The sequence below is a fragment of the Streptomyces nodosus genome (genome assembly GCF_008704995.1).
GTDB classification, from domain to species: domain Bacteria; phylum Actinomycetota; class Actinomycetes; order Streptomycetales; family Streptomycetaceae; genus Streptomyces; species Streptomyces nodosus.
Window position 1 is genome coordinate 4172010 of the sequence record NZ_CP023747.1, and the last position, 12221, is coordinate 4184230.

The following is a 12221-nucleotide window of genomic DNA, read 5'->3' on the forward strand; positions in this document are numbered from 1 at the left end:
CAGGACGCCGCACGTCCCTTCACTCTTCAGGAGCCCGGAACCGTGACGACGCTTGCCCTCGGACCGAGCTGGCTGGATCCGAACTACCTACTGGACCAATTCGGAATCTGGGGCCTGCTCCTTGTCGTCTTCGCCGAGTCGGGCCTGCTCATCGGGTTCTTCCTGCCGGGCGACTCGCTGCTGTTCACCTGCGGACTGCTGATCACCTCGGGGACCCTGGACTTCCCGCTGTGGGCCGCGGTCGCCCTGATCTGCGTCGCGGCAATCCTGGGCGACCAGGCGGGCTACATGTTCGGCAGGAAGGTCGGCCCGTCGCTCTTCAACCGTCCGGACTCGCGTCTCTTCAAGCAGGAGAACGTGACGAAGGCGCACGAGTTCTTCGAGAAGCACGGTCCGAAGTCCCTGATCCTGGCCCGCTTCGTGCCGGTCGTGCGCACCTTCACGCCGATCATCGCCGGCGTCAGCGGCATGCGGTACCGCTCCTTCCTGGTCTTCAACGTCATCGGCGGCGTCCTGTGGGGCGCCGGTGTCACCCTGCTGGGTTCCTGGCTGGGCAACATCGCGTTCGTCCACGCGCACATCGAGCTGATCCTGATCCTGATCGTCCTGATCTCGGTGGTCCCGATCGCCATCGAGTTCCTGCGGGCGCGCTCCCAGGCCAAGAAGAACCCGCCGGAGGACCCGGCCGAGCAGCAGTTCACCGAGTTCGGCCAGGAGCCGCCGGTCATGGACGACGCCACGACCCGGCTGCGCCACGTGACGCCCGCCTACCAGGACCAGAGCGGGCAGCCCTACGGCGACCAGGGCCGGAGCCCGGCGTTCCCCGGCCAGGACCAGGGCCCGGCGTACGGCGACCCGATGCAGGCCCCGTCGTACGGCGACCAGGGTCGGGCACACCCGCAGAGCGGGCAGCCCTACCACCCGAACCAGGGCTACGGCCAGAACTACGGACCGGGCCAGGGCCAGGGCCAGGGACAGAACTACGGCCAGGCCGGCCCGTACGCCCAGCAGTACCCCCAGGGTCACCAGCAGCCGCAGCCGCAGCAGCCGTACGACCCCCAGCAGGGCTATGACCAGCCCCAGCAGTACCCCTACGGCCAGGGCTACCCGCAGAGCTGACCCGGGCGGGGGCGTCGGGCGTTCAGAATCCGCGTGTCCGCTTGGCCGCCCGCCGCCCCTGGGCCGAGCCCACCCGCAGGAACAGCCGCGAGATCTCCGATCCCAGGTTCACCCCGATCGCGATGGCCATGGCGAGCGAGGCCGCCTTGGCCAGCGACACCAGCCCCTTGTCGAGGTGGTTCTGAGCGATCGCCAGCAGCCCGAAGTACGTGGCGGAACCGGGCAGCAGCGGCCCGATCGCGGCGGTGGTGTACGGCAGCGCGGACGCGAACCGGTAGCGCGACAGCAACTGCCCGAACAGGCCCACCAGACCCGCCGCGACGGCCGTGGAGGCGACCGGCGAGATGCCGCCCGTGTAGTGCAGGGCCCCGTACACGCTCCAGGCGACACCCCCGTTGAGGGTCACCCAGAGCACGGTGGACCGCTCCTGCTGGAGCAGCACGGCGAAGGTCAGGGAGAGCAGCATGGAGGCGACGATCTGCACCACCGGCCGCTCGGAGAGGATCAGGGCCGCGTCCGGGTTCAGCTGGGCGCCCAGCTGCACACCGAAGTACAGCACCACCAGGACGCCGATGACGATGCCCACGAAGAAGTACATGACCTCCAGCAGGCGCGCGGCCGCGGTGATGTAGAAACCGGTCAGCCCGTCCTGCACACCCGAGACGAGGGCCCGCCCGGGCAGCAGGGCGAACAGTCCACCGGTGATCACCGCGGACGCCTTCACGTCGACATGGGCGACGGTGAGCGCCACGCCGATCGCCGCCGGAGGCATCGCGGCCGCCGTGAACTGGTAGAACTCCGGCAGCCCGCGACCGGCGCACACCCAGGCGAGACGGTCGCCCAGCATCGCGCCCAGCGCGGCCGCGATGAACACGACCAGATCACCGCCGACGAGCACCGAGGCCGCACCGGCGAGCAGCCCGGTGGCCGCCGTCAGCACCCAGCCGGAGTAGGGGTGGCGGTTGCGGCGGATCTCGGCGAGCCGCCGGTAGGCCTCCTCCAGGGAGATCGTCGTCTCCGGGTCGCTGAGGTCGTCCACCAGCCGGAACACGGCCGACAGCCGTGTGTAGTCAGTGCCCCGGCGGCGTACGGTCCGGGACGCGGTCACCGGGTCGTCGACCAACGACGGCTGGTGCGAGATCGACAGCAGGGTGAAGGTGACCGTCGGCTCGCAGCGGTCCAGGCCGTAGGACCGGCAGACCGCGAACATCGCCGTCTCCACGTCCTCGGCGCCCTCGCCGCCCGCCAGCAGCAGTTCTCCGATGCGGAGTGTGAGGTCGAGCACACGGGGCACGGCGGGGGCGGTCTCGCCGGTCTTCTGGGCCGGTTCCGGCGCGGGCCGTTCGGTCACCGGCATGCGCAGCATGGTGCGCATCCGGTCCTGCCAGGGCGCCTCCTCGGTCAGCCGGACCGCGGGGACCCCGGAGGCCGGGGCGAAGGCCGGTGGGGCCTGACCGGCGGTGTAGGTGCTCGGCGTGCTGAACGCGGAGCCGTCCGGCTCGGCGGCGGGCGGCAGGACCTCCAGCCCCTCCGGCAGGGCGAACTCGGAGGTCGTCTCCGGCCCGGCGCTCGCCGCCGGGGGAGTCCCGAGCCCCTCGGGGAGAGCGAACTCGGACGTCGTGGACGGGTCGCTGCCGGCCGCCGGGGGCAGGCGGACGCCCGGGATCGTGAACTCGGACGTGGCGACGGACTCGCCCCCGCCCCGCCCCGCGGGCGCGAAAACGCTCCTCGCCTCGTCCGACCGCGGCTTGCGGTCCTCCGTGTCCGGCTCCGCCACCAGCTCCCGCCTTGCCTTCCGGGTACGTGTGTCCCTGTGTCCCTCGCGTACCTCCCGTACGACTCAGTATGCGCATGCACGCGAACGGGCCGCGTCACCCCGGTGAGGGTCACGCGGCCCGCTGGGCGGCAGGAGCGGCCGGCGTCCTGCCTTACGAAGCGTGCGGTCAGTGACCGCCCTGCTCCTTGAAGCGCTTGTAGGAACGCTCGATCTCGGCCTCCGCGTCCGTGCGGCCGACCCAGTCGGCGCCCTCGACGGACTTGCCGGGCTCCAGGTCCTTGTAGACCTCGAAGAAGTGCTGGATCTCCAGGCGGTCGAACTCCGAGACGTGGTGGATGTCCCGCAGGTGCTCCACACGCGGGTCCGACGCCGGCACGCACAGCAGCTTGTCGTCGCCGCCGGCCTCGTCCGTCATGCGGAACATGCCGATGGCGCGGCAGGTGATGAGGCAGCCGGGGAAGGTGGGCTCCTCCAGGATGACCAGCGCGTCCAGCGGGTCGCCGTCCTCGCCGAGGGTGTTCTCGACGAAGCCGTAGTCGGCCGGGTAACTGGTCGAGGTGAAGAGACGACGGTCCAGGCGGATACGACCGGTCTCGTGATCCACCTCGTACTTGTTCCGCGACCCCTTCGGGATCTCGATCGTGACGTCGAACTCCACCGGTGGTTCCTCCATGATCAGCACATAGTTCTGGTGGTTAAGTGTCCCTCACGCAGGTGGGTGATCGCGAAAGGGGCTGGTGGTCGTGCCGGAGCTGAGGCCTTGGCGGGCCGCGAGGCCGCATCTTGCGCGGGTCGCGAGGGCCGTGACACCGCGCCTCGCACGCGTGGCCCAGGCCGTGCGACCCCGCGCGCAGCGGATCACCGAGGTGGTGAGACCACACGTCGCGCGGGTCACGCGCGCCGTGCGCCCCCGCGAGGGGAGGTACACCACCCCGCAGGTGGCTGCTGTCGCCGCCACCGTGGGCCTCGCACTCGCGGCCGGTGCCGCGACCGCCGCCGGTCCCTGGGACTCCACGGGCCAGCGTACGGCGGAGCGCGACCGGGCGGCAGCGTGGAGTCGTGAGGGTGGCGCAGATCACGGCAGCCGTTCCGGCGCGGCGGCCGAGACACCGGCACCCGCACCGAGCGCCGCGCCCGTGCTGGCCGGGGTGACCGGACGGACGGTCCTCACCAAGTCCGCACCGTCCGCACCGTCCGTGCCGACCCTGGCCTCCGTGCTCGACCGGCTCCTGGACGACGACTCCCTCGGCCCCCGGCGCACCGCCGCCGTCGTGGACGTGGCCACCGGCGAACGCCTGTACGGCAAGGACCAGGACCGGGCGTTGACCCCCGCCTCCACCACGAAGATCGCCACGGCCGTGGCCGCGCTCTCCGCGGTCGGCCCCGACCACCGTTTCGTCACCCGTGCCGTGCTGGAGCCCGGCACGGACAAGCTGCTGCTCGTCGGGGGCGGCGACCCGACCCTGACGGCCCGAGGGAAGGGGGGCGCCTGGGCGGACCTGCGCGCCCTCGCCGACCGGACCGCCACCGCGCTCGAGAAGCGCAGACTGCCCCGGGTGTCCCTCGCATACGACGCCTCCCTGTTCACCGGCGAGGACCTGCACCCCATCGGGGTCAACGAGAACATCGCGCGGGTCACCGCCCTGATGGCCGACGAGGGCCGCACGGACGACTCCGGCAGCGGACCGGCGGCCCGCAGCGCGGACCCGGCGGCCGAGGCGGCCCGGACCTTCGGCGCCCTGCTGCGCGACCGCGGTATCGAGGTCGAGGCCCCCGACGCCGCCGCGAAGGCCACGCCCGACGCGGCGACCCTGGCCTCGGTCCAGTCGCCGCCCCTGTCCGCCGTGGTCGAGCGGATGCTCACCGACAGCGACAACGACATCGCCGAGGCTCTCGCGCGGCACACCGCACTCGCGACCGGCCGGGACGCGAGCTTCGAGGGGGGCGCGGCGGCCGTCCACGACCGGCTGGGGAAGCTCGGTCTTCCGGTCGCCGGGTCCGCCTTCCACGACGGCAGCGGCCTCGACCGGGAGGACAAACTCACGGCCAACCTGCTGACGGCCCTGCTGGCGACCGCCGGCTCCCCCTCCCACCCGGAGCTCCGTGCGGCCTTGACGGGGCTGCCCGTGGCCGGTTTCACGGGCACCCTCAGCGACCGCTACGAGAACACCGCCGAGCGCCCGGGCATCGGCCTCGTCCGCGCCAAGACGGGCTCCCTCACCGGCGTCAACACGCTCGCCGGGATCGTGGTGGACGCCGACGGCCGCCTGCTGGCCTTCGCGTTCCTGACGGACGGCTCGATGGACCAGACGGCGGCCAGGGCGGCCCTCGACCGCGCGGCGGCGGCACTGGCGGGCTGCGGCTGCCGGTGACGCCCGACGGACCGGGCACGGGTCCCGCGGGGCCGGGCACACCATGGACGACCGCTCTCCGCTTGCACCGCGGAGAGCGGCGGCCCGCGGAGCCGCGGTCTCCCGGGTGACGGTGGCGCCCGGGACCCGGCGGCAGCGGCGGTGCCGCCGGGCGCCACGGGCCCCGCGACGGAACCCGCCCCGGAGTCGTACCCCTCACCGCACAAGCCCCTGAGCACGTACCGTTGACAACATGACGAGCATCGGTGGTGCCGAGATGGTCGACTGGAATCTCGCGGTGGCGACTGCGACCCGGCTCGTGCGGCCGGGCCCCGAAGTGAGCCGTGACGAGGCCCGGGCCGTCGTCGCGGAGCTGCGCCGGCATGCGAAGGCCTCGGAGGAACATGTCCGGGGCTTTACTCGTATGGGCGAAGGGGGCGTGCACGACACCCCCGTCCTCGTCGTCGACCGGCCGGGCTGGGTCCGGGCGAACGTCGCCGGGTTCCGGGCGATCCTCAAACCCCTCCTGGACAAGATGCAGGAGCGGCGCGGGAGCACCCCCGGCGGAGCCGTCATCGGGGCCGTGGGCGGCAAGGTCACCGGGGTGGAGGTGGGGATGCTGCTGTCGTTCCTGTCCTCCCGGGTCCTCGGCCAGTACGAGACCTTCGCCCCCGCCGGCCGGGATCTGCCCGCCGGCGAGAACGGCGGCGGACGGCTGCTGCTGGTCGCGCCGAACATCGTGCATGTGGAGCGCGAGCTGGAGGTGCGCCCCCATGACTTCCGCCTCTGGGTCTGTCTCCACGAGGAGACGCACCGTACGCAGTTCACCGCGGTGCCCTGGCTGCGCGATCACCTGGAGGGCGAGATCCAGTCCTTCCTGGCGGAGACCGAGATCGACCCCATGACGGTCCTGGAGCGCGTCCGGGAGGCCGTCCAGTCGCTGGTCGGAGGCCGCCCCGAGGGCGAGGCGGAGGAGGGGCACTCCCTGGTGGAGCTGGTGCAGACGCCTGCCCAGCGGGAGATCCTCAGCCGGCTGACCGCGGTGATGTCCCTGCTGGAGGGGCATGCCGACTTCGTGATGGACGGGGTAGGACCGGACGTCGTCCCGACCGTCTCCGAGATCCGTGAGAAGTTCCAGCAGCGCCGCGCCCGGGGTGCCTCCCGCCTCGATCTGGCCCTGCGCAAACTGCTGGGTCTGGACGCCAAGCTCCGGCAGTACCGCGACGGCGAGCGGTTCGTGAGGGAGGTCGTCGAGCAGGTCGGCATGGACGGTTTCAACCGTGTGTGGACCTCTCCGAACACCCTTCCGACCAAGGCGGAGATCGCCGAACCGGCGGACTGGATCGCGCGGGTGCACCGCAAGTCCTGAGCCCCGCGCCGGGGCGCGGGATTCCGCGCCCCCGCGCACGGCGTGACCCGAGACCCGCGCGAACCGGGTGGGACGCCTCCGGTCGTCGGCAGCGGAACGCCTCACCAATCACCCGTCCGAGGGACCGTGGGCCGAGGGTAGGCGTGCAATGCTCGGGGTACGGCCCGCTTCTGTCACCATTTACATACTCTGCGTGACCGACTTCGGGTTCACCCCGAAAACTCCAGAAGGGAACCGGACATGGGTCCCCATCCTGCGGTCGCGGCGATACGCCTGGCGGTCCGCCGCGTCCTCCACGACATCCTCACCGAACTGACGACCGAACAGACGACCGAGCAGACGACCGAGCAGACAACGGAACACTCCGGCGACCGGACCCCCCTCCCGCCGTCCGCGCCGCTGGTGCTCGTGGCGTGCTCGGGCGGCGCCGACTCCATCGCGCTCGCCTCCGCCCTCTCCTTCGAAGCCCCCAAGCTCGGCGTCCGCGCCGGCGGCATCACCGTCGACCACGGTCTGCAGTCCGGCTCCGACCTGCGCGCCCAGGACGTCGTCCTGCGCCTGCGCGGTCTCGGCCTCGACCCGGTGGAATCCGTGGCGGTGAGCGTCGGCCGCGCCGGCGGCCCCGAAGCGGCCGCCCGGGACGCGCGCTACGCGGCCCTGGACGCCGCCGCCGAACGGCACGGCGCCTCCGCGGTCCTCCTCGGCCACACCCGCGACGACCAGGCCGAGACCGTGCTGCTCGGACTCGCCCGCGGCTCCGGCATCCGCTCCCTGTCCGGAATGGCCGCGGTCTCGGGGGCCGGCGGCCGTTACCGCCGCCCCTTCCTGCACGTCGACCGGCAGACCGCGCGCAAGGCCTGCATGGTCCAGTCCCTGCCGGTCTGGGACGACCCGCACAACGTCGACCCCGCCTACACGCGCTCCCGGCTGCGCCACGAGGGTCTGCCCGCCCTCGAGAAGGCGCTGGGCAGAGGCGTCGTCGAGGCGCTCGCCCGCACGGCGCGGCTCTCCCGCGACGACGCCGACGCCCTCGACTCCTGGGCCAGCCAGGCCGAGACCTCCGTGCGCGACGACACCGGTCTGCTGGAGTGCGCCAAGCTCTACGCCCTGCCGTCCGCGGTGCGTCGCCGTGTGCTGCGTCGCGCCGCCATCGACGCGGGCGCCCCGGCCGGTTCCCTCTTCGCCCGCCATATCGAGGAAGTGGACCGGCTGATCACCGGCTGGCGCGGTCAGGGAGCCATCAATCTCCCCGGCAGGGTCGTCGCCCAGCGGCAGGGTGGCAGACTGGTGATCCGGCAAGGCTGAGAAGGCGTCCCCCGAGGGAGGCGCCGGTCGCCCCCGCAGGGTGGCCGCTCAGCTCGCGGCAAGCCGAAGGACACGCCGCTGTCGACAGGGAGAGCGCGCCCAGGCCGCGCGGGACCGCAGCCTCGGACGCTGCTGCCGCCGCGTGGATCACCGGGCACGGCCGACCGCCGACGGTGGCACCGAGCGCCCTGAGGCGAGCGGACAAGTGCGGGACGACCGAAAGTGATGCGGGTGGACGCGAAAGACATGGGTGCCGACCTCCAGCAGGTGCTCATCAGCAAGGAAGAGATCGACGTCAAACTGGCCGAGCTGGCCGCGAAGATCGACGCGGAGTACGCGGACAGGGACCTGCTGCTCGTCGGCGTCCTCAAGGGCGCGGTGATGGTCATGGCCGACCTCGCCCGGGCGCTGTCCAACCCCGTCACCATGGACTGGATGGCCGTGTCGTCCTACGGCGCGGGCACCCAGTCCTCCGGTGTCGTACGGATCCTCAAGGACCTCGACACCGACATCAAGGGCAAGCACGTCCTGATCGTCGAGGACATCATCGACTCCGGACTGACCCTGTCCTGGCTGCTCTCCAACCTCGGATCCCGCGAGCCCGCCTCCCTCAAGGTGTGCACGCTGCTGCGCAAGCCCGAGGCCGCCAAGGTCGCCATCGACGTCGAGTGGGTGGGCTTCGACATCCCGAACGAGTTCGTCGTGGGCTACGGCCTCGACTACGCGGAGAAGTACCGCAACCTCCCGTTCGTCGGTACGCTCGCCCCCCACGTCTACGGCGGCTGACCCCTCTGGGGGCCTGTCGCCCTCCACGGCGGCCGGCCCCCGGTTCCCACGTCTTTCGGGACGTCCGGGAACCCCGGCGGGCCTCCCGCCGTTGGAGGATGCGTGGACGGTGTACCAGCAGTCCCCTGCGGCTTCCGGTGAGGATCCTGGGGTACCGTCAGAAGAACTGTCTTTATCAAACTCACTATGGCAGGAGGGACGGGGCGGCACCGCTCCGTATGGATGGACGTGAAGCGATACTTCCGTGGGCCGATCATGTGGATCGTGCTGGTCGTCCTTGCCGTGGTCGTGTTGATGCAGGTCGTCGGCTCCTCCGGCGGCTACAAGACGGTGGACACCGGCAAGGTCGTCGCAGCGATCAATGCCAACAAGGTCGAGGCCGCCAAGATCACCACCGGCGACGAGCAGGTCATCAAGGTCTCGCTCAAGAACGGCCAGAAGGTCGACGGCAGCACCAAGATCCAGGCGAGCTACATCGGTGACCAGGGCGTCTCCCTGGCCAACATCCTTCAGGACAAGTACCAGAACAAGCAGATTCCGAAGGGCTACACGGTCTCGCCGTCCAAGCAGAACCCCATCGTCGGGATTCTGCTGTCCCTGCTGCCCTTCGTCCTCATCGTGGTCGTCTTCCTGTTCCTGATGAACCAGATGCAGGGCGGCGGCTCCCGAGTGATGAACTTCGGGAAGTCCAAGGCCAAGCTGATCACCAAGGACACCCCGAAGACCACGTTCGCGGACGTCGCGGGCTCGGACGAGGCGGTCGAGGAGCTCCACGAGATCAAGGAGTTCCTCCAGGAGCCGGCCAAGTTCCAGGCCGTCGGCGCCAAGATCCCCAAGGGCGTGCTGCTCTACGGGCCTCCCGGTACGGGCAAGACGCTGCTCGCGCGTGCGGTGGCCGGCGAGGCGGGCGTCCCCTTCTACTCGATCTCGGGTTCCGACTTCGTCGAGATGTTCGTCGGTGTGGGCGCCTCGCGTGTCCGTGACCTGTTCGAGCAGGCCAAGGCGAACGCCCCGGCGATCGTCTTCGTCGACGAGATCGACGCGGTCGGCCGCCACCGCGGCGCCGGCCTCGGCGGCGGTCACGACGAGCGCGAGCAGACCCTGAACCAGCTGCTCGTCGAGATGGACGGCTTCGACGTCAAGGGCGGTGTGATCCTCATCGCCGCGACCAACCGTCCCGACATCCTCGACCCGGCCCTTCTGCGCCCCGGCCGCTTCGACCGCCAGATCGCGGTCGACCGCCCGGACATGCAGGGCCGTCTGGAGATCCTCAAGGTCCACCAGAAGGGCAAGCCGGTCGCTCCGGACGTCGACCTGGCGGCCGTCGCCCGACGCACCCCCGGCTTCACCGGCGCCGACCTGTCGAACGTGCTGAACGAGGCGGCGCTGCTCACGGCCCGCAGCGACCGCAAGCTCATCGACAACCACATGCTGGACGAGGCGATCGACCGTGTGGTCGCGGGCCCGCAGAAGCGGACCCGGATCATGTCGGACAAGGAGAAGAAGATCACCGCGTACCACGAGGGCGGTCACGCCCTGGTCGCGGCGGCCTCGCCGAACTCCGACCCGGTCCACAAGATCACGATCCTGTCCCGTGGGCGCGCGCTCGGCTACACGATGGTGCTGCCGGACGAGGACAAGTACTCCACGACCCGCAACGAGATGCTGGACCAGCTGGCCTACATGCTGGGCGGCCGCGCGGCCGAGGAGCTCGTCTTCCACGACCCGACGACCGGTGCCGCGAACGACATCGAGAAGGCCACCACCACGGCCCGCGCGATGGTCACGCAGTACGGCATGACCGAGCGTCTCGGCGCGATCAAGTTCGGCGGCGACAACACCGAGCCGTTCCTCGGACGTGAGATGGCTCACCAGCGTGACTACTCGGAAGAGGTCGCCGCGCTGGTGGACGAGGAAGTCAAGAAGCTCATCGAGAACGCGCACAACGAGGCCTGGGAGATCCTGGTCGAGAACCGCGACGTCCTCGACAACCTCGTCCTGGCCCTCCTGGAGAAGGAGACCCTGGGCAAGGAGGAGATCGCCGAGGTCTTCGCTCCGATCGTCAAGCGCCCGCCGCGGCCCGCCTGGACCGGTTCCTCGCGCCGCACGCCGTCCACCCGCCCGCCGGTGCTCTCCCCCAAGGAGCTCGCACTGACCAACGGGGCGAACGGCGCCACCCCGGCGATCGCCAATGCGACGGAGGCCGTCTCCACGGAGAAGACTCCGGAGGACCGCCGGGAGAGCTGACCCCAGCTCTTCCGAGGCCCTACGGGGCCCGCATCGGGCCCGGAATTTCTGCCGCGTCCCCCAGGGTTCTAGCCTGGGGGACGCGGCTTTTCCATGGCCGCGCATGAGACGCGCGATCGGTGCGCGTCACGGGCGCAGGAACGAGGCACCAGATGACCGACCCGGTGACGCTGGACGGCGAGGGCACGATCGGCGAGTTCGACGAGAAGCGTGCGGAGAACGCCGTGCGCGAACTGCTGATCGCGGTCGGGGAGGACCCGGACCGAGAGGGACTCCGGGAGACCCCGGGGAGGGTCGCCCGGGCGTACCGGGAGATATTCGCGGGACTGTGGCAGAAGCCGGAGGACGTCCTGACGACGACGTTCGACCTCGGTCACGACGAGATGGTGCTGGTGAAGGACATCGAGGTGTTCTCGACCTGTGAGCACCACCTCGTGCCGTTCCGGGGGGTCGCGCACGTCGGCTACATCCCCGCCACCAGCGGCAAGATCACGGGCCTGTCCAAGCTGGCCCGGCTGGTGGACGTCTTCGCCCGTCGTCCGCAGGTGCAGGAGCGGCTGACGACGCAGATCGCCGACTCGCTGATGGACATCCTGGAACCGCGCGGTGTGATCGTCGTGGTCGAGTGCGAGCACATGTGCATGTCGATGCGCGGCATCCGCAAGCCCGGCGCCAAGACGATCACCTCGGCGGTGCGGGGTCAGCTGCGGGACGCGGCCACCCGCAATGAGGCGATGAGCCTGATCATGGCGCGCTGAGCCCGGCGGGGCTCAGGAGGCCTGTGCCGTCCCGTCGTTGTGGTCGTCGTCCTCCGGGAGCTTGCAGACGCGCTCCAGGAAGAGGGCGGCCGCTATGACGGCGATTCCGGCCAGGACCGAGAGTCCGGCATAGATGGCCTGGTCGCGGATGACCGGGATGTCCAGGGACCCCAGCAGAAAGACGCCCGTGCCGCCGTACATTCCGGCGACCAGGGAGGCGACCAGGGCGCTGGCCTGACCGAAGACCACGGCGCGGGCCGCCATCAGCGGATCCACGCCCTTCGCACCGGGCCGGCGCTCCCGCTGGGCCTTGAGACGGGAGCGCAGGGAGAGCGCCGTGGCCAGCAGGACCGCGGCGATCAGGGCGAGGACGATGGGCGCGGCCAGGGGGACCCGGGGCAGACTGCCCACCGAACTCCACAGCCGGGCGCCCGCCCAGGACAGCACTCCGGCCACCACGAACACCGCCGCCAGCGTCCTGATGCGCAGCTCTTTCACGATGGCCCTTC

10 protein-coding genes are annotated in these 12221 nt (G+C 71.0%); 7 read left to right on the top strand and 3 right to left on the bottom strand.

Going from position 1 to position 12221, the window contains the following annotated elements; all coding sequences use genetic code 11:
* Positions 1 to 42: 42 nt before the first annotated feature.
* On the top strand, positions 43 to 1119 hold the full coding sequence (locus tag CP978_RS18870) for a DedA family protein (RefSeq protein ID WP_043442585.1): 1077 nt from the start codon (positions 43 to 45) through the stop codon (positions 1117 to 1119).
* A gap of 22 nt (positions 1120 to 1141) precedes the next feature.
* On the opposite strand, the gene CP978_RS18875 is transcribed toward CP978_RS18870, so the two are convergent.
* Complete coding sequence (locus CP978_RS18875; protein WP_079162212.1) at positions 1142 to 2896, bottom strand: threonine/serine exporter family protein; 1755 nt, start codon at positions 2894 to 2896, stop codon at positions 1142 to 1144.
* Between the two features lie 166 nt (positions 2897 to 3062).
* Complete coding sequence (locus CP978_RS18880; RefSeq protein WP_043448945.1) at positions 3063 to 3554, bottom strand: inorganic diphosphatase; 492 nt, start codon at positions 3552 to 3554, stop codon at positions 3063 to 3065.
* 79 nt (positions 3555 to 3633) lie between these two features.
* On the opposite strand from CP978_RS18880, the gene dacB reads away from it, so the two are divergent.
* From dacB to folE, 6 genes are all read left to right on the top strand, one after another.
* Positions 3634 to 5268: a D-alanyl-D-alanine carboxypeptidase/D-alanyl-D-alanine endopeptidase gene (gene dacB / locus CP978_RS18885; protein WP_043442588.1), complete on the top strand. Its 1635-nt coding sequence runs from the start codon at positions 3634 to 3636 to the stop codon at positions 5266 to 5268.
* 232 nt (positions 5269 to 5500) lie between these two features.
* Positions 5501 to 6616, top strand: coding sequence for a zinc-dependent metalloprotease (locus tag CP978_RS18890; RefSeq protein WP_043442591.1), 1116 nt, complete (start codon positions 5501 to 5503; stop codon positions 6614 to 6616).
* Positions 6617 to 6856: 240 nt separating this feature from the next.
* Positions 6857 to 7921 carry a tRNA lysidine(34) synthetase TilS gene (gene tilS, locus CP978_RS18895; protein ID WP_043442594.1) on the top strand — a complete coding sequence of 355 codons (1065 nt, stop codon included), beginning with the start codon at positions 6857 to 6859 and terminating at the stop codon, positions 7919 to 7921.
* 225 nt (positions 7922 to 8146) lie between these two features.
* Positions 8147 to 8707 carry a hypoxanthine phosphoribosyltransferase gene (gene hpt / locus CP978_RS18900; RefSeq protein WP_043442597.1) on the top strand — a complete coding sequence of 187 codons (561 nt, stop codon included), beginning with the start codon at positions 8147 to 8149 and terminating at the stop codon, positions 8705 to 8707.
* A gap of 222 nt (positions 8708 to 8929) precedes the next feature.
* On the top strand, positions 8930 to 10954 hold the full coding sequence (ftsH, locus tag CP978_RS18905) for an ATP-dependent zinc metalloprotease FtsH (protein ID WP_043442599.1): 2025 nt from the start codon (positions 8930 to 8932) through the stop codon (positions 10952 to 10954).
* A gap of 152 nt (positions 10955 to 11106) precedes the next feature.
* Complete coding sequence (gene folE, locus CP978_RS18910; protein WP_043442602.1) at positions 11107 to 11712, top strand: GTP cyclohydrolase I FolE; 606 nt, start codon at positions 11107 to 11109, stop codon at positions 11710 to 11712.
* A gap of 12 nt (positions 11713 to 11724) precedes the next feature.
* On the opposite strand, the gene CP978_RS18915 is transcribed toward folE, so the two are convergent.
* Complete coding sequence (locus CP978_RS18915) at positions 11725 to 12210, bottom strand: DUF3180 domain-containing protein (protein ID WP_043442604.1); 486 nt, start codon at positions 12208 to 12210, stop codon at positions 11725 to 11727.
* Positions 12211 to 12221 lie beyond the last annotated feature (11 nt).